Source organism: Enterobacter cloacae complex sp. SHL018, from assembly GCF_049237905.1.
GTDB classification, from domain to species: domain Bacteria; phylum Pseudomonadota; class Gammaproteobacteria; order Enterobacterales; family Enterobacteriaceae; genus Enterobacter; species Enterobacter hormaechei_C.
Window position 1 is genome coordinate 854,787 of sequence record NZ_JBMKJE010000001.1, and the last position, 21,152, is coordinate 875,938.

At 55.1% G+C, this 21,152-nt stretch carries 27 protein-coding genes; 12 read left to right on the forward strand and 15 right to left on the reverse strand.

What is annotated here, in order from left to right; translation table 11 throughout:
• The first annotated feature begins 49 nt into the window (after nucleotides 1-49).
• A complete protein-coding gene (locus ACOTY5_RS04130) occupies nucleotides 50-277 on the forward strand; it encodes a YceK/YidQ family lipoprotein (RefSeq protein ID WP_003858030.1) in 228 nt (75 codons plus the stop codon).
• Between the two features lie 7 nt (nucleotides 278-284).
• Here the strand turns inward: ACOTY5_RS04130 and ACOTY5_RS04135 are convergent, their stop codons facing one another.
• From ACOTY5_RS04135 to ACOTY5_RS04145, 3 genes are all read right to left on the reverse strand, one after another.
• Complete coding sequence (locus tag ACOTY5_RS04135) at nucleotides 285-659, reverse strand: MysB family protein (protein WP_015570844.1); 375 nt, start codon at nucleotides 657-659, stop codon at nucleotides 285-287.
• Nucleotides 660-738: 79 nt separating this feature from the next.
• Nucleotides 739-1,974 (reverse strand): multidrug efflux MFS transporter MdtG, encoded by a 1,236-nt coding sequence (gene mdtG, locus ACOTY5_RS04140; protein ID WP_062934092.1) that lies wholly within the window; start codon nucleotides 1,972-1,974, stop codon nucleotides 739-741.
• A 141-nt stretch (nucleotides 1,975-2,115) separates the two neighbouring features.
• The gene (locus ACOTY5_RS04145; RefSeq protein WP_003858019.1) at nucleotides 2,116-3,042 is read right to left on the reverse strand and encodes a Kdo(2)-lipid IV(A) acyltransferase; all 927 of its coding nucleotides are present in this window, start codon (nucleotides 3,040-3,042) and stop codon (nucleotides 2,116-2,118) included.
• 218 nt (nucleotides 3,043-3,260) lie between these two features.
• On the opposite strand from ACOTY5_RS04145, the gene ACOTY5_RS04150 reads away from it, so the two are divergent.
• Complete coding sequence (locus tag ACOTY5_RS04150; RefSeq protein WP_045141454.1) at nucleotides 3,261-4,310, forward strand: rhodanese-related sulfurtransferase; 1,050 nt, start codon at nucleotides 3,261-3,263, stop codon at nucleotides 4,308-4,310.
• A gap of 38 nt (nucleotides 4,311-4,348) precedes the next feature.
• On the opposite strand, the gene ACOTY5_RS04155 is transcribed toward ACOTY5_RS04150, so the two are convergent.
• From ACOTY5_RS04155 to mdtH, 9 genes are all read right to left on the reverse strand, one after another.
• Complete coding sequence (locus ACOTY5_RS04155; protein WP_022650779.1) at nucleotides 4,349-4,927, reverse strand: YceI family protein; 579 nt, start codon at nucleotides 4,925-4,927, stop codon at nucleotides 4,349-4,351.
• A 1-nt stretch (nucleotide 4,928) separates the two neighbouring features.
• Complete coding sequence (locus tag ACOTY5_RS04160; protein WP_017384743.1) at nucleotides 4,929-5,495, reverse strand: cytochrome b; 567 nt, start codon at nucleotides 5,493-5,495, stop codon at nucleotides 4,929-4,931.
• A gap of 226 nt (nucleotides 5,496-5,721) precedes the next feature.
• On the reverse strand, nucleotides 5,722-5,835 hold the full coding sequence (locus ACOTY5_RS04165) for a YceO family protein (protein ID WP_003858014.1): 114 nt from the start codon (nucleotides 5,833-5,835) through the stop codon (nucleotides 5,722-5,724).
• Nucleotides 5,836-5,885: 50 nt separating this feature from the next.
• A complete protein-coding gene (gene solA / locus ACOTY5_RS04170; RefSeq protein ID WP_045141455.1) occupies nucleotides 5,886-7,004 on the reverse strand; it encodes an N-methyl-L-tryptophan oxidase in 1,119 nt (372 codons plus the stop codon).
• A gap of 114 nt (nucleotides 7,005-7,118) precedes the next feature.
• On the reverse strand, nucleotides 7,119-7,373 hold the full coding sequence (gene bssS, locus ACOTY5_RS04175) for a biofilm formation regulator BssS (RefSeq protein WP_015570838.1): 255 nt from the start codon (nucleotides 7,371-7,373) through the stop codon (nucleotides 7,119-7,121).
• A gap of 274 nt (nucleotides 7,374-7,647) precedes the next feature.
• Nucleotides 7,648-7,893, reverse strand: coding sequence for a DNA damage-inducible protein I (gene dinI / locus ACOTY5_RS04180; RefSeq protein WP_003858011.1), 246 nt, complete (start codon nucleotides 7,891-7,893; stop codon nucleotides 7,648-7,650).
• Between the two features lie 74 nt (nucleotides 7,894-7,967).
• Nucleotides 7,968-9,014 carry a dihydroorotase gene (gene pyrC / locus ACOTY5_RS04185; RefSeq protein WP_017384740.1) on the reverse strand — a complete coding sequence of 349 codons (1,047 nt, stop codon included), beginning with the start codon at nucleotides 9,012-9,014 and terminating at the stop codon, nucleotides 7,968-7,970.
• Nucleotides 9,015-9,142: 128 nt separating this feature from the next.
• Nucleotides 9,143-9,703 carry a lipoprotein gene (locus ACOTY5_RS04190; protein ID WP_017384739.1) on the reverse strand — a complete coding sequence of 187 codons (561 nt, stop codon included), beginning with the start codon at nucleotides 9,701-9,703 and terminating at the stop codon, nucleotides 9,143-9,145.
• A gap of 98 nt (nucleotides 9,704-9,801) precedes the next feature.
• Nucleotides 9,802-11,010 (reverse strand): multidrug efflux MFS transporter MdtH, encoded by a 1,209-nt coding sequence (gene mdtH, locus ACOTY5_RS04195; RefSeq protein ID WP_421631840.1) that lies wholly within the window; start codon nucleotides 11,008-11,010, stop codon nucleotides 9,802-9,804.
• A 236-nt stretch (nucleotides 11,011-11,246) separates the two neighbouring features.
• Here mdtH and rimJ point away from each other — a divergent pair, with 236 nt between their 5' ends.
• From rimJ to murJ, 4 genes are all read left to right on the forward strand, one after another.
• On the forward strand, nucleotides 11,247-11,831 hold the full coding sequence (gene rimJ / locus ACOTY5_RS04200; RefSeq protein WP_003858007.1) for a ribosomal protein S5-alanine N-acetyltransferase: 585 nt from the start codon (nucleotides 11,247-11,249) through the stop codon (nucleotides 11,829-11,831).
• A gap of 9 nt (nucleotides 11,832-11,840) precedes the next feature.
• Complete coding sequence (locus ACOTY5_RS04205) at nucleotides 11,841-12,491, forward strand: YceH family protein (RefSeq protein WP_032670133.1); 651 nt, start codon at nucleotides 11,841-11,843, stop codon at nucleotides 12,489-12,491.
• 2 nt (nucleotides 12,492-12,493) lie between these two features.
• Nucleotides 12,494-13,417 carry a Gfo/Idh/MocA family protein gene (locus ACOTY5_RS04210; protein WP_017384736.1) on the forward strand — a complete coding sequence of 308 codons (924 nt, stop codon included), beginning with the start codon at nucleotides 12,494-12,496 and terminating at the stop codon, nucleotides 13,415-13,417.
• 129 nt (nucleotides 13,418-13,546) lie between these two features.
• A complete protein-coding gene (gene murJ, locus ACOTY5_RS04215) occupies nucleotides 13,547-15,082 on the forward strand; it encodes a murein biosynthesis integral membrane protein MurJ (RefSeq protein WP_017384735.1) in 1,536 nt (511 codons plus the stop codon).
• A 59-nt stretch (nucleotides 15,083-15,141) separates the two neighbouring features.
• Here murJ and flgN read toward each other — a convergent pair whose 3' ends face one another.
• The 3 genes from flgN to flgA all read right to left on the reverse strand — a co-directional run bounded on the left by flgN (nucleotide 15,142) and on the right by flgA (nucleotide 16,618).
• Nucleotides 15,142-15,567 (reverse strand): flagella biosynthesis chaperone FlgN, encoded by a 426-nt coding sequence (flgN, locus tag ACOTY5_RS04220; protein WP_003858003.1) that lies wholly within the window; start codon nucleotides 15,565-15,567, stop codon nucleotides 15,142-15,144.
• 4 nt (nucleotides 15,568-15,571) lie between these two features.
• A complete protein-coding gene (flgM, locus tag ACOTY5_RS04225; RefSeq protein WP_003858002.1) occupies nucleotides 15,572-15,865 on the reverse strand; it encodes a flagellar biosynthesis anti-sigma factor FlgM in 294 nt (97 codons plus the stop codon).
• Nucleotides 15,866-15,958: 93 nt separating this feature from the next.
• Nucleotides 15,959-16,618 (reverse strand): flagellar basal body P-ring formation chaperone FlgA, encoded by a 660-nt coding sequence (gene flgA, locus ACOTY5_RS04230; RefSeq protein WP_023296301.1) that lies wholly within the window; start codon nucleotides 16,616-16,618, stop codon nucleotides 15,959-15,961.
• Nucleotides 16,619-16,775: 157 nt separating this feature from the next.
• On the opposite strand from flgA, the gene flgB reads away from it, so the two are divergent.
• The 6 genes from flgB to flgG are packed head-to-tail and all read left to right on the forward strand — an operon-like array spanning nucleotide 16,776 to nucleotide 21,127.
• On the forward strand, nucleotides 16,776-17,192 hold the full coding sequence (gene flgB, locus ACOTY5_RS04235; protein WP_003857999.1) for a flagellar basal body rod protein FlgB: 417 nt from the start codon (nucleotides 16,776-16,778) through the stop codon (nucleotides 17,190-17,192).
• A 3-nt stretch (nucleotides 17,193-17,195) separates the two neighbouring features.
• Nucleotides 17,196-17,600 (forward strand): flagellar basal body rod protein FlgC, encoded by a 405-nt coding sequence (gene flgC, locus ACOTY5_RS04240; protein ID WP_003857997.1) that lies wholly within the window; start codon nucleotides 17,196-17,198, stop codon nucleotides 17,598-17,600.
• A gap of 11 nt (nucleotides 17,601-17,611) precedes the next feature.
• Nucleotides 17,612-18,322 (forward strand): flagellar hook assembly protein FlgD, encoded by a 711-nt coding sequence (gene flgD, locus ACOTY5_RS04245; RefSeq protein WP_003857994.1) that lies wholly within the window; start codon nucleotides 17,612-17,614, stop codon nucleotides 18,320-18,322.
• 26 nt (nucleotides 18,323-18,348) lie between these two features.
• Nucleotides 18,349-19,557 (forward strand): flagellar hook protein FlgE, encoded by a 1,209-nt coding sequence (flgE, locus tag ACOTY5_RS04250; protein ID WP_015570832.1) that lies wholly within the window; start codon nucleotides 18,349-18,351, stop codon nucleotides 19,555-19,557.
• 20 nt (nucleotides 19,558-19,577) lie between these two features.
• Nucleotides 19,578-20,333: a flagellar basal body rod protein FlgF gene (locus ACOTY5_RS04255; protein ID WP_003857990.1), complete on the forward strand. Its 756-nt coding sequence runs from the start codon at nucleotides 19,578-19,580 to the stop codon at nucleotides 20,331-20,333.
• Nucleotides 20,334-20,344: 11 nt separating this feature from the next.
• Nucleotides 20,345-21,127: a flagellar basal-body rod protein FlgG gene (gene flgG / locus ACOTY5_RS04260; RefSeq protein WP_000625853.1), complete on the forward strand. Its 783-nt coding sequence runs from the start codon at nucleotides 20,345-20,347 to the stop codon at nucleotides 21,125-21,127.
• Nucleotides 21,128-21,152 lie beyond the last annotated feature (25 nt).

Below are 21,152 nucleotides of genomic sequence, written 5' to 3' on the forward strand. Positions count from 1 at the left end.
GCCAAATAAAATACCGGCTTAATCGCCGGTATTTTTTTAGAGGTCAGAAATGAAAGTAATCATTGTCGTCATGATGGCATGCCTGCTCAGCGGTTGCGGCAGCATTATCAGCCGCACCATCCCCGGGCAGGGCCACGGGAATCAGTACTACCCCGGCGTACAGTGGGATGTCCGTGATTCCGCATGGCGCTATCTCACCGTGCTCGATCTGCCGTTTTCGCTGATTTTCGACACGCTACTGCTGCCCATCGATGCCAGCCACGGCCCCTACGAGTAGCGGTGACTTATCGCTCGTCCCATTCGTCCGCTGCGGCCTGACCCTCTTCGGTATCCAGCGGCGGTTCGAGCTGAAACTCACCTTCGTCCCATTCGTGCAGCGTATTTTCTTCCAGCCACTCCTGACGTAACTCAATTTCGTCATAGTCGCCGTCGAATACCGCCTGCGCACCTTCACCACTGAGTATCGGCAGACATTCACCATCTTCACCTTCATCAGCAAAGAATTCGGCCTGCCACATAATATCGCCGTCCTGTAGGACGTATTTTTGGATATTGAGTTGTTGCACGTCAGCATCTTCTTCCTCAACGCCGGGATTATCGGCGAGGAACTCTTCGCGAGCGGCATCAATTGCTTCTTCCAGCGTGGCGTACATGGTCATTGGTGTCTCCCTGTTTTTCGTGAAGGTATTCAGGGAAAGAATAGCTGATTATGTGATTTTGCAAGTATGAATGCGAAAATTAGCCGTCACGATGTTGTCTTATTCGCGCCGGGCGTAGCGCCCGGGATAAGCTGAGCCACGAATAAACGGCGTTGAACAGCACGACGCCTGCCGTCACGATAAAGACCGCCCGGAAACCGAAGCTGGCCGAAATCCCCGCGCCGACCAGCGGTCCGGTGACGTTACCCAGATCGCGAAACGACTGGTTATAGCTGAAAATACGACCGGCTATCTGGTTGGTGGAGTTATAGACCAGCAGCGTCTGTACAGCCGGGAGTAGCGCACCATCCGCAGCCCCCAGCAGGAAGCGCAGGACGCCGAGCTGCCACGGAGACTGCACCAACGCCATGGGGATCAGCAGCAGGACGGAGACGATCAGGGCGCAGATCAGGATCTTTTCCGGGCCGATACGGTCTCCCAGCTTGCCGAGCCTCGGCGCGCTCAGTAGCGCCGCCACGCCGGGAACAGAGGCGATTAGGCCGCTGATAAAGGCGATATTGCTGACGTTTCCCGCCAGGTCGCGTACGTAGAGCGTCAGTATAGGCGCGATTGAACCGGTGGTCACCTGGATAATCATGGTGGTTACAAACAGGCTCAGCACCAGCTTTGGGTTTTTCAGCGAGGCCAGCACATCCCGGGCGTGCAGCATCTCTTTTTTGGCCACGGGCGTGAAATTCTCGCGGATACAGATAAGCGTCACCAGGAAGCAGAGGAACAGCACGCTGGCGGTAATGAAGAATACCGGCCGCAGTCCGTAGTGGTCGGCCAGCAGCCCGCCCGCCAGTGGGCCCAGCAGTGCGCCGCTTACGCCGCCAGTGGATAGCGTGCCCAACGCCCAGCCGCTTTTCTGGCGCGGGATTTGGGTGGCGATCAGGGCGTTGGCGTTAGGGATAAATCCCCCGAGCAGGCCCAGAAGCGCGCGTAGTATCAGGAACTGCCAGACATTCTGCGCCACCCCCATCAGCAGCATAATGATCGCCATGCCGAGCGCGGAGCGCAGCAGCATAATTTTGCGGCCTTTGCGATCCGCCAGCCCACCCCAGAAAGGCGACGCAATGGCGGAGAACAGGAACGTAATGCTGAACACCAGGCCGGACCACATATTCAGGGCGCTATGTCCGGTGACGCCGAGCTGTTCAACGTAGAGGGGCAGGAAGGGCATCACCAGGCTAAAGGCGGCGCCAGTAAGAAAACAACCCAGCCACGCAACCGTCAGGTTACGTTTCCAGTTTATGGGAGCATCTGTGGGGGACATAACTATCCGCATAATGAGGTGCAGGGCACCGTGAACAGTGAGGTAATAAGCCTGCTAATTATGCGCCCGGGGTATGATTGCCGCAATGACGGGGAGCTTTTAAAGCTAAAACAACATGCGGCCCGGAAGGCCGCACGCAGGTTAATACCGGGAAGGGACGCCCTGAGGCCGGGTTTTAAAGCGGCGATGCAACCACATGTACTGCTCCGGCGCGAGCATAATGCATTTCTCGACAACGCCGTTCATCCAGCGGGCGGTGGTTTCTGCATCAATCAGCGGTGGCGCGAGTTCCGGCTCCAGCATGATGAGCTGATAGCCTGAACCGTCTGGTTTACGGCGCGGTACAAACGGCACGATAGCCGCTTTGGACATCCGCGCCAGCATCCAGGTCCCGGTGGTCGTCGCTGCATCTTCCACCGCAAAGAACGGGACAAACACGCTGGATTGCGGGCCATAGTCATGATCCGGGGCATACCAGACCACTTCACCTGATTTCAGGGCGCGGATCATCCCTTTCAGGTCTTTGCGATCGATCATGCTTTTATTGGAGCGCATGCGTCCGTTGGTCTGGATCAAATCGATCACCGGATTATCGTTAGGACGATAAACGCCAATACCCGGGGCCTGCATGCCGAACATGCGCGCGCCAATTTCGAGCGTCAGGAAATGAACGCCAATCAGCAGGACGCCAGTCTGGTTGGCCTGAAGAGTATGCACCGGCTCCATGCCGGTCCCGGCCACTTCCGTCCAGCGCGCCATGCGTTTATCCGACCAGAACCAGGCCATACCGGTCTCCATCAGCCCCATGCCGACAGATTCGAAGTTTTTAACCACCATGTCGTGGCGCTCAGATTCACTCATCTGAGGAAAACAAAGCTCAAGGTTACGATACGCGATCCTGGCGCGACGCTTCATAAACTGCTGAGCAATGCGGCCCAGTCCTTTACCCATGCGGAAAATGACGGGATAAGGCAACTGTACAATTAGCCACAACAAGCCAATGCCTGACCATGTTAACCAATAGCGGGGATGCAAAAGCGCGGCAGTAAATTTCGGTAACTGGGTCATGTCTGTCCTGTGTTCTAACGTCCTGAAAGGATATTGTCTCATTTTTTAAGGCATAGCCAAAATGTCTGTCATCGAAACATGAAAGAATATGCAAATGTTAAGTCTGATTAATCAGGTTGACTGAAATGTAGCGTAAATTGTGTGGATGTAAATTGTCTTTGTTTGCTATATCATGCCGACCGATTTTTAATTCTCAACGATTGCAGGACTTGTACACCATGCCAGTGTTACACAACCGCGTATCGAATGAGATGTTGAAAGCGCGTATGTTGGCCGAAACCGAACCGCGCACAACGATCTCTTTCTATAAGTATTTCACCATCGATGATCCCCAGGCGACCCGCGATGCGCTTTACCAGGCTTTTACCGCCCTGAATGTGTTTGGTCGCGTCTATCTGGCGCGTGAGGGGATTAACGCGCAGATCAGCGTGCCGGAAAGCAAGGTCAGCGCCTTCCGCGACCTCCTTTACGGGTTTGATCCGGCGCTTAACGGCTTACGCCTGAACATTGCGCTGGATGATGACGGTAAATCATTCTGGGTGCTGCGCATGAAGATGCGCGAGCGTATTGTGGCGGATGGCATTGACGATCCGAGCTTCAATGCCGCTAATGTGGGGGAGTACCTGAAGGCCGCTGAAGTGAACGCGATGCTCGACGATCCGGATGCGGTGTTCATCGATATGCGTAACCACTACGAATATGAAGTGGGGCACTTCGAGAATGCGATGGAAATTCCTGCCGACACCTTCCGCGAGCAACTGCCAAAAGCCGTTGAGATGATGCAGGAGCATAAAGACAAAAAGATCGTTATGTACTGCACCGGGGGGATCCGCTGTGAAAAAGCCAGCGCCTGGATGAAGCACAACGGGTTTAATAAAGTCTGGCACATTGAGGGTGGGATCATTGAGTATGCCCGTCGCGCCCGTGAGCAGGGTTTACCGGTGCGTTTTATCGGTAAGAACTTTGTGTTTGACGAGCGTATGGGCGAGCGAATTTCAGAGGACGTGATCGCGCACTGCCACCAGTGCGGAACACCGTGCGATACGCATACCAACTGCAAAAACGACGGATGTCATCTGCTGTTTATTCAGTGCCCTGCATGTGCCGAGAAGTTTAATGGCTGCTGTAGCGAGCTGTGCAGTGAAGAGAGTATCTTGCCTGAAGAAGAGCAACGTCGTCGCCGTGCCGGACGCGAGAACGGGAATAAGATCTTTAATAAATCCCGGGGCCGACTGAATACCAAACTGGGTATTCCGGACCCGGAGTAAAACACTGCCCGGCGGCGCGAAAGCCTGCCGGGCCTGTTTTATGACTTCTGCTGAACGCCTTCCACCGAAATAATCAACTCAACATCCTGCGATGCCGGGCCTAAATCCGTGGTGATATTAAAATCTTTCAGATGAATTTTGCCTGCGGCTTCAAAGCCAGCACGTTTGCCACCCCACGGATCGTCGCCCTGTCCAATTAATTTGGCATCCAGTGTGACCGGTTTTGTTACGCCGTTCAGCGTCAGATTCCCGGTAATAGCGAGCTTATCACCGTCTTTCTTCACCTCTGTCGACGCGAAAGTAGCTTGCGGGAATTTGCCCACGTTCAGGAATTCAGCACTGCGCAGATGTTTATCACGCTCGGCGTGATTAGTGTCGACGCTGTTAGTATTAATGGTGACATTCACTTTATCGGCAGCAGGGTTTTTCTCGTCGAAAGTAAATGTGCCATCGAAATCATTGAACGTGCCATATAACCAGCTGTAACCCAGATGCTGAATACGGAAATTGACGAAGGCATGCTGGCCCTCTTTATCAATTTTATAGTCGGCGGCCAGGGCCGAACCGGTGGTAAATAGCAGCGAACCTAATGCGATACCCAACAGGCGTTTTTTCATTTTATGCTCCAGAGTCAACTGACGAACGGCCAAGCATGCGCTTCAGCGTATCGTCTTTATCAATAAAGTGGTGTTTCAGGGCCGCAAGGCCATGCAGGACAGAAAGGATTACTACGCTCCATGCCAGCCACAGATGAACCACACCTGCGGTGTCAGCCTGGGAACCGGCGTCAGCCAGCGTGGCTGGGACGTCAAAAAGCCCAAACACGCTGATCGGTTTACCGTCTGCGGTGGAAATGAGATAGCCGCTGATCAGAATGGCGAAAAGCAGGGCATAGAGTGCGATATGCGCGCCAACAGCGCTTATGCGGGTAAGTCGGCCATGGCTTTTGGGCGCTGGAGGTGGCGGAGAGATATGTCGCCAGATCACGCGAAAAACCAGACCCATCATCAGCAGAACCCCAATGCTTTTGTGCAATTCGGGGGCCTGATGATACCAACCGTCATAATAGCTTAATGTCACCATCCAGAGGCCGAGACCAAACATGGCATAAACGGCAAGTGCAAATAGCCAGTGTAAACACATGGATATTATTCCGTAGCGACGGGAGGAGTTACGCCATTGCATATGAATTTCCGTTCTCAAATGACTGAGCAATAAAAATGGACGGGTTAAATAAATAATGCAACTGAAAAAAATGAATAATGTTTTTTATTTAATTTATTTCAGCGAATTTGAATGTGTTTCCGCAATGTATTTCAATCGCTTCGTTCAATAAATTTGAGGTGACGTTTTTTAAAAAATATAAGTTAAATAAATTTAAAGGAGTGTCAATAAACGTCAGCGAGAATTTTCAGAAGAATACAATATAGATAACGTCAATGATCGCCAGCAGCGACCAAAGAACAATGTAGAGCATAAAATGCTCGCGGATGTTATTGATAAGGTAATTCACCAGTCTGCGCATCATGCCTCTATCGCTAAACAGGCCCCGGTTATTCGGAGCCTGTAGAGGTATTATCGATCAAAGCGCGAGAGCGCGAAGGGCTTGAGATCAAACGAAGGCGCGATCCCCTGCGCAAACTGGGCGGCGATTTCACCTAACACAGAGGCAAATTTAAACCCGTGACCGCTGAGTCCGGTTACGAGCAGGGTGTTATCGTGTCCCGGAAGGGTGTCGATGATAAAATCTTCATCCGGGGTGTTGTCGTAGGTGCACGCTGCGCCGTAAAGCAACCCGCCTACGCCCGGCAGGATATTACGCAGGAACGTGAAGGCTTCGGAACCATCCTGCGGATAAGCGCCGTACGGCTTGCGTTCTTCCGCAGAGGAAATTACCTGCCCGCCGTTATGTTTGCCAATCTTGAGCGCGTCTTTTTCCGAGGGAAAACCGTAGAACTGGTCGCCATTGGGTAGCTCGCCTGTAAACGCCGGGAATTTGTTCTGACTGCTGTAACGCCCGTCAGACTGGAACCAGGAGAAGACTTTTCGCACCGGCTGGATGGGCAGGTCCGGCAGCAGTTTCGTCACCCACGTTCCCGCACTCACCAGCAGACGCGTGGCGGTATATTCACCTTCAGAGGTGGTGACGGTTGAACCCTCTGCATGGTGGGTGATGCCCGTGACCGGACAGTTGAACAACTGTGCGCAGCCCGCTTTGGCGGCGAGATCAATCCAGGTCTTAATGGCCGTTTCGCTGTGCAGTACCCCGGAATTGGCTTCAAACAATCCAATGTAGTCTTCAGGAACAGAAATTTCCGGCCAGCGCGCCATGATGCCGTTTGCATCCAGACGCTCGACGTCCAGGCGGTAGGCTTTCGCGCTCTCCTCGACGGTCGCCAGAAACGTGGAGCTGGCTGGCCCCAGGTTAACGACCCCGGTGCGCTCAAAAATGCGATCTTCGGTGAGTGTGGCCAGCTCATCCCACAGCGTCTGAGCCCGAAGCACCAGCGGTACATAACGTTCACCTTCGCCGTAAGCGTGACGGATCAGACGGGTATCGCCGTGATGGCTTCCTTCAGAGTGGGGGGGAAGGTGGGCGTCAATCATCAGCACTTTCAGACCCGCCTGCGTGGCGTAATAACCGGCGGCAGATCCTACGGAGCCGCTTCCGATAATGATTAAATCGTATTTCATAGGCTTCTCTTTACTAACGCTTTGTTAGCAGAGTAATTAACTAAGTGGGCTTATACAAGAGCGAAATAAATAAGGCACCGCGAGGGTGCCTGTTGAGTGAAAAGGGGCATAAGGTCAATGCCGTTTATACTCATTTTCCTGATAGTCGCCAGATTCTATTTTTGCGATGCCTGCTTCTAAAATAGAGATAAACTGACGGGCGACGTCTGTTGTAAGCCACAGCGTCTGTCCAACTTCCGCTTCATCACGGTTTTGCTGATTTGGGGTCTGGTAGTGCAAACGCAGCATCAGCGCATCGTAGCTGTCTACGGTGCTGATATCCCAGCCAACAAGCGGATGGGTCTGGATGACTTCACTATTCTTTTCCATTATAACCCCCTTAATGCGTGTTAGAAGACAACGACTTTGAGGTTCAATGCATGTTTTTCTGAAAGCAATTTCAGTATATCAATTAATAAGGGTTCAGAAGGAAAAAATAAACGGGTAGCAACACATTTTTATGCTTTTTAGGATTGTTCGAACAATAAAACGCCATCTTGTTCACGATTTTCTAAGAAGATGCTGAAATATTCTGAACTTTCAGGAGACGAAACGAAAAAAAGCCGGGGCGACCCGGCAAAAAAACACAATGAGGGAGCAAATTTTAATCAGTGATGAACCAGTCGTCGGCGCTTTCCCATGTTTCCTGCAAAATTTCGCTGATGCGTTCTTTGTCTTCTTTCGCGCCGCCGATGACGGAAAGATGGTTTGCTGTCGCATAACGTACCGTTACGGCGCCATCGTTTTCAGGAAAAGTGCTGTTAATACGTCGGGATAGTTCACCCGCCAGAGCGTCGAGTGCGCCAGCAGGCAGGACGGTGGATTTGGCTATGGTGACTTCGATACGCATAAATGCCCCCTGTGTAATATACTGTTTATTTATACAGTTATATTGTCGGTTTGACAACAGGGGGCGCGATTTTTTTAGCGTTTTACCGTCCAGTTTACGGTTTCACCGGCCAGGAAGGGGATCAGCGTATCGTCGGTGAGCGCAATCGACGCTTCAACCTGGCTTTCTTTGCGCTCCAGCTCAATGAACGTGTCATTAACCGGCAGACCGTAGAAACGCGGGCCGTTAAGGGAGCAGAAGGCTTCGAAATGGTCTAACGCATTCATCTCTTCAAACACGGTTGCGTAACTTGCCAGGGCGGTCGGGGCGTTAAAACAGCCTGCACAGCCGCAGCTCGCCTCTTTACGGTGACGGGCATGCGGGGCGGAATCCGTGCCGAGGAACGCGCGCGGGAAGCCGCTGGCGACCAGCTCACGTAGCGCCTGCTGGTGGATGTTGCGCTTGAGGATCGGCAGACAATACAGATGTGGGCGAACGCCGCCCACCAGCATGTGGTTACGGTTAAACATCAGGTGCTGCGGGGTGATGGTGGCGGCAATCAGCTCGTTTCCATCCCGGACATACTCTGCGGCATCTTTAGTCGTAATGTGTTCAAACACCACTTTCAGCCCCGGAAGACGCTGGCGCAGCGGCTCCATGACCGTTTCGATAAAACGTGCTTCGCGATCGAAAATATCAATGTCAGCGTGGGTCACTTCCCCGTGCACCAGCAGCGGCATGCCCAGTTTTTGCATACGCTCCAGAACAGGCATGATGGCATCAATACTGGTCACCCCATGGCTGGAGTTGGTGGTGGCATTCGCCGGGTAGAGCTTCGCGGCGGTGAATACACCTTCGTTAAACCCGCGCTCAACTTCATTCGGATCCAGCGAGTCCGTCAGGTAGCAGGTCATCAATGGGGTAAAATCGTGTCCGGCCGGAACGGCGTCAAGGATACGCTGGCGATAGGCAATCGCGGCCTCGACGGTAGTGACTGGCGGAACCAGGTTAGGCATAACAATCGCACGGCCATAAATTTCGCTGGTATACGGCACGACGGTTTTCAGCATGTCGCCATCACGAAGATGGATATGCCAGTCGTCTGGGCGGCGGATTTTGAGAACCTGGGATTGTACAGTCATGGAAGCTCCGGCTTGAAAGAGATCAGTCATAAGAGGGCTGTTTTTGCCGGACACAAATCATAAGCGGAAACGTTTTCGTTTGCACACTATTCCGTTAAAAAAAACGGGCGCCTGAGCGCCCGGAGTGTTTAGTCGGTGAAAGGGATGATGATTTCACCCGGTTTCACCTCTATCCCTTTGGCATATTTTTTCGCCAGAGATTCGCCTTTGCTCTTGTCTTCGCTCAGAACATAGGCAGGCTGTTGGTTAAAGTAGTTCTGCAACGACTGGTTGAGATACGGCATCAGCGTTTGCAGCACCGGTTTCATTTTTTCCGGCGTCACAACTGCATCGACGATTTCCATCTCTTGCAGGAAAATGGCCCCTTTCTCTTTATTGAAGACCGGCAGCGCCTTGAGCTTCAGCTTGATATCCGCTTTCTGATTGCCGAAGAGCGAGGTCATATCGAGGCTGGCATCGCCGGAAAGGGTGACTTTGTTAGGCTCCTCGCGCCCAATCTGGCTGGCGAGATTCGTCAGGACGATATGCGCATCCGCAAGGCCGGGCACGCCGATATCTTTTGAAAAGTTATTATGTTTTTCCAGCGCCTGATTAATTTCCTGCTCACTGACGGTGTACTGCGTAAGCTGGTTACATCCCACCAGCAGACCACTGACAATTAACGCAGCGGCAATAACGATCTTTTTCATGGCGTTCCTCAACATAAAATCGGCGCATCTGTCCTGATACGCCAGTATGTCAGGGTGATCCAACAGAAACCAGCAGAAAAAACTGATAATGAAAGGGGTCAGGCGCCAGGCTCCAGCATCCCGCGGGTGCTGCGTTTATCACTGAACTGCCACCAGAGGGCAATCAGCGTCATAAAGCCGACCATGCCGAGCATGACCCACGGCAGCTCCGGCTGATGGAGCGCTTTTCCGGCATCAAACAGCCAGCCACCACCGGTGTAACCCAGTGCGCCGCCAAGCGCCAGCCCGAGACGGCTGAAGCCCATGTAGCTGCCGCGGGCCCGGGTGTCGGCAAGTGACGCGCTCAGCGTTTCACGGGCTGGCTCGGCAATGATTGAGCCAATATAGAAGGTGCAGATGAGCATAAACAGTTGCTGAAGCGAACTCACCAGGCCGATGGGCATCATGCTCAGCGTCATCAGCAACAGCCCGGCCATCAGACGGTGCTCAAGCCGGAAACGGCGCTCGCTCCAGCGGGCAATCGGATAGAGCAGCGTCAGAGAGAGGCAGGCCTCAATGGCATACATCCATTTCACCGCTGCCGGCGTGCCGGCAATATCGTTAACCATAATGGGCAGCATCAGCATGACCTGCACGGCGAGCATGTAGTAGCCGGTCAGGGTTAACACATAGGTGACGAAGCGTTTATCGCTTAGCACACGGTCAAGCCCTTCCCGCACAGGTGCTTTCACCGTTGACAGCTTCCACGCGGGCAGAAACAGACCGTTAAACAGCGCGCAGAGAATAAACAACACCGCGCCGGTGGCGCAGACCAGGCGGAAATCGTATTGCAGCAGCCAGCTTCCCAGCAGGGCGCCCACCACCGCGCCAGCGCTGTCCTGCATCATCAAAATCGAAAAGAAGCGCCCCCGGTGTTGCGGACGGATAAGCTTAACCACCAGCGCGGTACGCGGTGGGTCGAAAAGGGTGCCGCCAATCCCGGAAAGGAAACAGGAGAACCACAGCAGCCAGGGTTCATGAGCGATTGCCATGGTGGCGAATCCCGCCGCACGTAACAGCATGCCGGTGACGATCATCGGTTTCGCGCCGAAGCGGTCGGCTATTGCGCCGCCAAACACGCCCAGACCCTGTTGTACAAACTGGCGTAGACCCAGCGCGATCCCGACCATCAATGCCGCCCAGCCCATTTGATCGACAAAACGAATCGATATAAGCGGAAAAACGACAAAAAAGCCGAGCACGACCAGCATGTTATCGACGAGCAGGAAATATTTACCCAGGCTCCTGGCCTGTGATACGCGGGACATTTTCCCTCCAGGGAAAATAAAAGGTGAGCACGCTAACATTCTGCGGTGTCGCCGGGCTTTTTCCCATACCCGCTGGCGACAATATTTCTTTATCAAAAAGGTGCTTTGATAGAGAGTTCTCATCGAAAAATGTGAAAAGCGATCAAAATGGTATGTCACTGTTTTCACAGAAGGCACAGGCGCAGGTATAGTAAAGCTAACAGGCAGAGCAGAAGCGACGGGAAGGAGTGGTAACGATGTTTGGCTATCGCAGTAATGTGCCAAAAGTGCGTCTGACGACGGACAGGCTGGTCGTTCGTCTGGTGCATGAGCGTGATGCCTGGCGTCTGGCGGATTATTACGCCGAGAATCGCCAGTTTTTAAAACCCTGGGAACCCGTTCGGGACGAGAGCCACTGCTACCCCTCTGGCTGGCAGGCGCGCCTCAGTATGATTGCAGAATTTCATAAACAGGGAAGTGCGTTTTATTTCGCGCTTCTCGATCCGGAAGAGAAAGAGATCGTTGGCATTGCCAATTTTTCAAACGTGGTACGCGGGTCGTTTCACGCCTGTTACCTCGGGTATTCCATCGGTCAGAAATGGCAGGGGCAGGGGCTCATGTTTGAGGCGCTGACAGCGGCGATTCGCTACATGCAGCGCACGCAACATATCCATCGCATTATGGCCAACTACATGCCGCACAATAAGCGCAGCGGCGATCTGCTGGCCCGCCTGGGGTTTGAGAAAGAGGGCTATGCCAAAGATTATCTGCTGATTGACGGCGAGTGGCGGGACCATGTGCTCACCGCGCTCACCACGCAGGAGTGGACCGCGGGTCGTTAAGGAGAAAAAATGAAATATCAGTTAAATGGCGCCGAAGCGCGCGTGGTCGGCTGCCTTCTGGAAAAGCAGGTCACCACGCCGGAACAGTATCCTCTGTCCGTGAATGCCGTCACGATGGCCTGCAACCAGAAGACGAACCGTGAGCCGGTGATGAACCTTGGCGAGCACGAGGTGCAGGATACCCTTGACGAGCTGGTGAAGCGCCACTACCTGCGCACCGTCAGCGGCTTCGGTAATCGCGTCACTAAATATGAACAGCGCTTTTGTAATTCCGAATTTGGCGATTTAAAACTCAGCGCCGCAGAAGTGGCAGTGATCACCACGCTGCTGCTGCGCGGGGCGCAGACGCCGGGTGAACTGCGCACACGCGCCTCCCGCATGCATGAGTTTCAGGATATGCAGGACGTTGAACAGACGCTGGAGGGGCTGGCCTCACGCGAGGACGGTCCTTACGTGGTGCGTCTGCCCCGCGAGCCGGGCAAGCGTGAAAGCCGCTACATGCACCTTTTTAGCGGCGACGTTGAGCCCTCTGCGCTGGCCGTAGAATCCGACACGCCAGCATCAAACGACAGCCTGAACGCGCGCGTGGCGGCCCTGGAAGACGAGGTTGCCGGGCTGAAGCAGCGTCTGGATGCGTTACTCGCACATCTGGGAGATTAATCGTGACAACATTACGCATTGGTGTTGTGGGGCTGGGAGGGATCGCGCAAAAAGCCTGGCTGCCCGTTTTAGGCGCCGCGTCCGACTGGACGCTGCAAGGGGCGTGGTCGCCCACCCGCGAGAAAGCAGAGCGCATCTGCAAAACCTGGCGCATCCCTTATGCCGGTTCGCTACAGGATTTAGCCCGTGAATGTGATGCGGTATTTGTGCATACCTCAACCGCGACGCACTACCAGGTGGTGAGCGAGTTGCTGAACGCAGGCGTTCACGTCTGCGTGGATAAACCCCTGGCGGAAAATGTACAGGATGCTGAGCGACTGATTGAGCTGGCCGCGCGTAAAAAGCTGACGCTGATGGTCGGCTTCAACCGCCGTTTTGCGCCGCTCTATCAGCAGCTTAAAGCGCAGTCCGGCTCGTTCGCCTCTCTGCGTATGGATAAGCACCGTACCGACAGCGTGGGGCCTAACGACCTGCGCTTCACGCTGCTGGATGATTATCTCCACGTCGTGGATACGGCCCTGTGGCTGAGTAACGGAAAAGCCCAGCTGCAAAGCGGCACGCTGCTGACCAACGAGCAGGGAGAGATGGTTTACGCCGAACATCATTTTGCCGTTGAGCATTTGCAGGTGACGACCAGCATGCATCGTCGGGCGGGCAGCCAGCGCGAGTCCGTGCAGGCCGTTACGGATGGCGCGCTGTATGACGTCACCGATATGCGAGAGTGGCGGGAAGAGAAGGGCAATGGCGTGGTCGCGTTACCGGTTCCCGGCTGGCAAAGCACCCTGGAGCAGCGTGGCTTCGTGGGCTGCGCGCGTCACTTCATCACCTGCGTGCAGAATCAGACGGTTCCTGAAACGTCCGGGGAGCAGGCTATTCTGGCGCAGCGCATTGTGGAACGACTCTGGCGCGAAGCCATGTCGGAATAACGCGTTGTAACATCTGCCGATAGTAATTCGTTGAAATCCGGTTAGACTAAGCGCCGCTTGTTGGCTTTGCCGGGTGGCGCTAACGCTTGCCCGTCCTGGAAATCCGTAGGGTTGTGGAACTTCACGTTAATGAACTTATTAAAATCGCTGGCGGCCGTCAGCTCGATGACCATGTTTTCCCGCGTGCTTGGCTTTGCGCGCGATGCCATTGTGGCAAGGGTTTTTGGCGCCGGGATGGCGACTGACGCCTTTTTCGTCGCCTTTAAGCTGCCAAACCTGCTGCGCCGTATTTTTGCCGAAGGGGCCTTTTCACAGGCATTTGTTCCGATCCTCGCAGAATATAAAAGCAAACAGGGCGAAGATGCCACCCGCGTCTTTGTGGCCTACGTTTCCGGATTACTGACGCTGGCGCTGGCGATCGTGACCGTCCTGGGGATGCTGGCAGCGCCCTGGGTGATCATGGTGACGGCGCCGGGTTTTGCTGACACAGCGGATAAATTTGCCCTGACCACCCAACTGCTGCGTATAACCTTCCCCTATATTCTGCTGATTTCGCTGGCGTCGCTGGTGGGTGCCATCCTGAATACCTGGAACCGCTTCTCCGTTCCGGCCTTTGCCCCCACGTTCCTCAACGTCAGCATGATTGGCTTTGCGCTGTTCGCCGCGCCGCATTTTAACCCACCGGTGCTGGCGCTGGCCTGGGCCGTGACCGTCGGCGGCGTGTTACAGCTTGCTTACCAGCTTCCGCACCTGAAAAAAATCGGCATGCTGGTTCTGCCGCGCATTAATTTCAAAGATGCGGGCGCAATGCGCGTTATCAAACAGATGGGACCGGCGATACTCGGCGTGTCCGTTAGCCAGATCTCGCTGATCATCAATACCATCTTCGCCTCTTTCCTGGTGTCGGGCTCGGTGTCCTGGATGTACTACGCCGATCGTCTGATGGAGTTTCCATCCGGGGTGCTGGGCGTGGCGCTGGGGACTATTCTGCTGCCGTCGCTGTCGAAAAGTTTCGCCAGCGGCAACCACGATGAATACTGCCGCCTGATGGACTGGGGCCTGCGTCTCTGTTTTCTGCTGGCGCTGCCAAGCGCGGTGGCGCTGGGGATCCTGGCGAAACCGCTGACGGTGTCGTTGTTCCAGTATGGAAAGTTCACCGCCTTTGATGCCGCCATGACCCAGCGTGCGCTCGTAGCCTACTCGGTGGGGCTGATGGGGCTGATTGTCGTGAAGGTGCTTGCGCCCGGTTTCTATTCACGTCAGGACATCAAAACGCCGGTTAAGATTGCCATTGTGACGCTGATCATGACGCAGCTGATGAACCTGGCGTTTATTGGACCGCTGAAACACGCGGGGCTGTCATTGTCGATTGGTCTGGCGGCCTGTCTGAACGCCGGGCTGCTGTACTGGCAGCTGCGCAAGCAGGATATCTTCACACCGCAGCCGGGCTGGGCAAGCTTCCTGCTGCGTCTGGCGATTGCGGTAGTGGTGATGGCGGCCGCGCTGGTTGGCATGTTGTATGTCATGCCTGAGTGGGCGCAGGGCACCATGCCTTACCGCCTGATGCGTCTGATGGCCGTGGTGGTGGTCGGTGTGGTGGCGTACTTTGCCACGCTGGCGGTGCTTGGCTTCAAAGTGAAAGAGTTCACCCGCCGCACGGTATAAACGCCAAAAGGGGAGTTCACCAGAAGGTGCTCCCCGCTTCATGACGTGCCGCTACTGCGTCAAATCGAAATCTTTTTCCCACCCGTGATACGTGCCGTGGCCGTCTGACCATCCGCACCGTACAGCCCCGGCTCTTTATAGGGCTTTAACACTTCAAGCGCCTGCTGATTACGGATAATCTGTCCTTCCAGCAGCCAGCCGTTATGCTGGTTGAGATCGCGAAGATGCTGGGTTTTTTCTGTAATGGTCTGCCAGCGTTCGTTGATCTCATCATTGGCGCTGCGTTTCGCGTCTTGCTCAGCGCGTCGCTGTTTTTCCAGATAATCCAGGGTCGCCAGCAGCGAGCTTTTATCTTCAGTTATGCGTTGCAACGCGCTGCCGTTGATTTGACCAGAAGAGAGGTGGTGCTGTTCTGCATCCATCACCGTTTTCAGGTCGTTCAGGACCACCGTCATCTGATCCAGTATTTCTGACAGTCGACTCATACGGTTAGTTACTCTGGAGGAAACTCTGTGCGTCCTGAATCAGCGCATCAGCGATTTTGCTGGTATCCATTTTCAGTTCGCCGTTACGGATAGCCGTTTTCAGCGCTTCAACACGTTCCATATTGATATCGCTGCTGCCTGGCTGCATCAGCTTCGACTGCGCATCGCTCAGCGTGACGCTGGTGCTGTTAGCCGTCGACGTTTTTTCCAGACGCGTTTTTTGCGGGGCAGCCTCATTCGTTTCGCGAGGTTGTACAGTGCTAACCGGCTTCAGGGCTGATGTACGATCAATGCTCATAGTGTTGTCCTCATCGAGGGTTCGCGGCGTTTGCGCCTGACATCATCATTTGTTGAATATTTATCGGCAGTCGCCGCGAAATCTTTAAAAAGATTACAGGTTAATCAGAATATTCCCATCAGGACCGACCGTGCCGCTGACCACCTGGCCTGAGGACATTCTGACCCGGGCATTTTGCGCCACTGCGGCATTATTCAGCGCTTTTCCTTCACTGTTGATACTAAAGCCTTCGCCATTGGCGACCACCATCACCTGTTGTCCCGCTTTCACCCGCCACGCCTGGCGCAGCATGGATAGCTGTATCGCCTGTCCAGGAGCGACATCGCGCAGGCTGACCGCCTCCTGAGCCTGGTTGATATCCAGCATCGTCCGCGGTGGAAGCTGATCCAGACGGCCTCGCTTCAGCGTTACGCTGTCAGGTTGCAGCAGGCTGCCCCGGGGAATGGGAACGGCGGCGACAACATAATTGCCCGTCGCCTGAACCGCAACCTGTAAGTAGCGTTTTTCATTGGCGCAACGCGCCAGCACGTTCACGTTGCCCCATAAGCGGGTGCTGCCGGTCACGCTAAATGACGGGGCTTCGCAGGAAGGATAAAGGTTAGGCGGGGTGCGCACGGTCACGCGTACGTCATCGCTGAAACCGGCCAGCTTCTGCGCAAAGAATGCATTGAGCTGGTCCTCTAACCCCTCAGCCTGCACCAGAGGGCTTAAAAGCAGTAGGGTCGCCGCCAGGCCACGTTTAAAAGTCCGCATCGCACGTTCCACCATGTCCAGAATTTAGCAAATTCTACCCGCAGTGGTTTTCCATCAACGCAACAAATAGCGACGCATTTTGCGCTTATTCCGTCGATAGGGGAGACGGGGTGAGATTTAAGCTGTGAACTGAAATTTTCTCATCAGCGGAGGAGACATGCTCGATAAACTCGACGCCGCGTTACGTTTTCAGCAGGAAGCGCTCAATTTACGCGCCCAGCGGCAGGAGATTTTAGCCGCCAATATCGCCAACGCGGATACCCCCGGGTATCAGGCGCGCGATATTGATTTTTCCAGTGAACTCAAAAAAGTGATGGAGCGTGGACGTGCCGAAGGAACGGGTGTCTCACTGGCCCTGACATCCTCACGTCATATTCCCGCTCAGGCGATGACCGCGCCAACGACCGACCTGCTTTACCGTATTCCCGATCAGCCCTCACTTGATGGCAATACCGTCGACATGGACCGGGAGCGCACACAGTTTGCCGATAACAGCCTGCAATACCAGACAGGTCTGACGCTACTCGGCGGGCAAATTAAAGGCATGATGACCGTCCTACAGGGGGGCAATTAGTAAATGGCCTTGCTGAATATTTTTGATATCGCCGGTTCGGCATTAACGGCGCAGTCCAAACGACTGAACGTGGCCGCCAGTAACCTGGCCAACGCCGACAGCGTGACCGGCCCTGACGGGCAACCGTATCGCGCTAAACAGGTTGTCTTCCAGGTTGATGCTGCACCGGGTGCGGCAACGGGCGGCGTAAAAGTGGCGGACGTGGTTGAGAGCCAGGCACCCGACAAGCTGGTTTACGAGCCTGGCAACCCGCTCGCGGATGCCAGCGGCTACGTGAAAATGCCGAACGTGGATGTGGTCGGGGAGATGGTGAACTCCATGTCCGCGTCGCGCAGTTACCAGGCAAATGTCGAAGTGCTTAATACCGTGAAGAGCATGATGCTCAAAACACTCACTCTCGGCCAGTAAAGGAGACACGCATGTCCATCGCCGTAAACGTGAATGACCCGACAAATACCGGCGTCAACAGCACCAGCAGTGCGACCGGTTCCAGCTCTCTCACCGGGAGCAATGCCTCCGATTTACAGAGCAGCTTTCTGACCCTGCTGGTGGCGCAGCTGAAAAATCAGGACCCGACCAATCCGATGCAGAACAACGAACTGACCACGCAGCTTGCGCAGATCAGTACCGTCAGCGGCATTGAGAAACTGAACACTACGCTCGGCTCGGTCTCCGGTCAAATCGATAACAGCCAGTCCTTGCAGGCCGCCAACCTGATCGGTCACGGGGTGATGATCCCGGGGACCACGATTCTGGCGGGCACCAGCACTACCGATGGCACGTCCACCACCACCACGACGCCGTTTGGCGTTGAATTGCAGCAGCCGGCCGACAAAGTCACCGCCACAATCAAAGACGCCAGCGGCAACGTGGTGCGCACGATTGAGATTGGCGAGCTTAAAGCGGGCGTTCATACCTTTACCTGGGATGGCAGCCTGACCGACGGCACTAAAGCGCCTAACGGCTCGTATCAGGTTGCGATTAGCGCCAGCAACGGCACCACTCAGCTGGTGGCTCAGCCGCTACAGTTTGCCCTGGTTCAGGGCGTCATCAAAGGTAGCGATGGTAACAAACTGGATTTGGGTACCTCCGGTACCACCACACTCGACGAAGTTCGGCAGATTATCTAAGCCTTCATACTTATCAGGAGTAAGTCATGGCCTTTTCTCAAGCGGTCAGCGGCCTGAATGCTGCGGCCACCAACCTGGACGTCATTGGCAACAACATCGCCAACTCCGCGACCTATGGTTTTAAATCCGGTTCTGCGTCTTTTGCAGATATGTTTGCAGGCTCTAAAGTGGGCCTGGGCGTGAAGGTTGCGGGTATCACCCAGGACTTCACCGACGGGACGACCACCAACACCGGTCGCGGTCTGGACGTCGCCATCAGCCAGAACGGTTTCTTCCGTATGGTGGATGCCAACGGTTCCGTGTTCTACAGCCGCAACGGCCAGTTCAAGCTGGATGAAAACCGTAACCTGGTGAACATGCAGGGGCTTCAGTTAACCGGTTATCCGGTTGCCGGCACGCCGCCTACGGTGCAAACCGGTGCGAATCCGCAGGCGATCTCCATCCCAACGACGCTGATGGCGGCGAAGTCCACCACCACGGCCTCTCAGCAGATCAACCTGAACTCCACCGATACCGCGCCAACCGTCGCCTTCGATCCGTCCAACCCTGACTCTTACAACAAGAAAGGCACCGTGACGGTGTTTGACAGCCAGGGTAATGCGCACAACATGAACCTGTTTTATGTCAAAAACGAGACGCCAGCTAACTCCTGGAAAGTGTATTCGCAGGACGGCAGCGTAGCGGGAGATGCAGCGAAACTGGCAACCACGCTGACCTTTAACGAGAGTGGTGTGCTGACGGGGGGCGATGATATCAAGATCACAACGGGCACCGTTCCGGGCGCGACGCCAGCCACGTTTGACATGAGCTTCGCCAACTCCATGCAGCAAAACACCGGTGCGAACAATATCGTGGCGACGAGCCAGAACGGCTATAAGCCGGGCGATCTGGTGAGCTACCAGATCAACGATGACGGTACCGTTGTCGGTAACTATTCGAACGAACAGACCCAGGTGCTGGGCCAGATCGTGCTGGCAAACTTCGCCAACAACGAAGGCCTGAAATCCGAAGGGGATAACGTCTGGTCTGCCACGCAGTCTTCCGGGGTTGCCCTGCTGGGAACCGCGGGTTCCGGTAACTTCGGCACGCTGACTAACGGTGCGCTGGAAGCCTCCAACGTCGATCTGAGTAAAGAGCTGGTGAACATGATCGTCGCGCAACGTAACTACCAGTCCAACGCGCAGACCATCAAAACCCAGGATCAGATCCTCAACACGCTGGTTAACCTGCGTTAAGCAGCTGACGGGAAAGCGCAATGGATCACGCAATATATACAGCGATGGGCGCAGCAAGCCAGACGCTCAATCAGCAGGCTGTTACCGCCAGCAACCTTGCGAACGCTTCCACGCCAGGTTTTCGTGCGCAGCTCAACGCGCTGCGTGCGGTGCCGGTAGAAGGGCTGTCATTGCCCACGCGTACGCTGGTCACCGCCTCCACGCCGGGCGCCGACATGACGCCAGGTCAGATGGATTACACCGCGCGTCCGCTGGACGTTGCCCTTCAGCAGGACGGCTGGCTGGCGGTGCAAACGGCTGACGGCGGGGAAGGGTATACCCGCAACGGTAATATCCAGGTGAGCGCCACCGGGCAGCTGACGATTCAGGGGCATCCGGTTATGGGCGAAGCCGGTCCGTTGACGGTGCCGGAAGGGTCAGAGCTGACCATTGCGGCAGACGGGACGATCTCGGCGTTAAACCCGGGCGACCCGGCGAACACCGTTGCGCCTGTCGGTCGTCTGAAGCTGGTGAAAGCGGAAGGCAACGAAGTGCAGCGTGGCGATGACGGGATGTTCCGTCTGACCCAGGCGGCGCAGGCCACGCGTGGCGCCACGTTACAGGCCGACCCGACCATCCGCGTGATGTCCGGCGTGCTGGAAGGCAGTAACGTCAAACCGGTGGAAGCCATGACCGACATGATCGCCAGCGCCCGCCGCTTCGAAATGCAGATGAAAATCATCAGCAGCGTCGATGAAAACGCAGGCAAGGCTAACCAACTTCTGGCTATGAGTTAACAGGACTCCCTATGATCAGTTCTTTATGGATCGCGAAAACCGGTCTGGACGCACAGCAAACCAATATGGATGTGATTGCCAACAACCTGGCAAACGTCAGCACCAATGGTTTCAAGCGCCAGCGTGCGGTTTTCGAAGATTTGCTTTATCAAACGATTCGTCAGCCAGGGGCGCAGTCTTCTGAGCAAACCACGCTGCCGTCCGGTCTGCAAATTGGTACCGGCGTGCGCCCGGTCGCCACCGAGCGTCTGCACAGCCAGGGCAACCTGTCCCAGACCAACAACAGTAAAGACGTTGCCATTAAAGGTCAGGGTTTCTTCCAGGTGCAGCTGCCTGACGGGACCTCCGCCTATACCCGCGATGGTTCGTTCCAGGTGGATCAGAACGGCCAGCTGGTGACGGCGGGCGGTTTCCAGGTTCAGCCTGCGATCACCATACCGGCGAACGCGCTGAGTATCACCATTGGTCGTGACGGCATCGTCAGCGTCACTCAGCAAGGTCAGGCCGCGCCGGTCCAGGTTGGACAGCTCAACCTGACCACCTTCATGAACGATACCGGACTGGAAAGCATCGGCGAGAACCTCTACACCGAAACGCAGTCTTCCGGCACGCCAAATGAAAGCACCCCGGGCCTGAACGGGGCGGGGCTGCTGTATCAGGGGTATGTGGAAACCTCGAACGTTAACGTGGCGGAAGAGCTGGTGAATATGATCCAGGTCCAGCGCGCCTATGAAATTAACAGTAAAGCAGTGTCGACGACCGACCAGATGCTGCAAAAACTGACGCAACTCTAAGGTGTAGCCCGGTGCGGTAAACGTC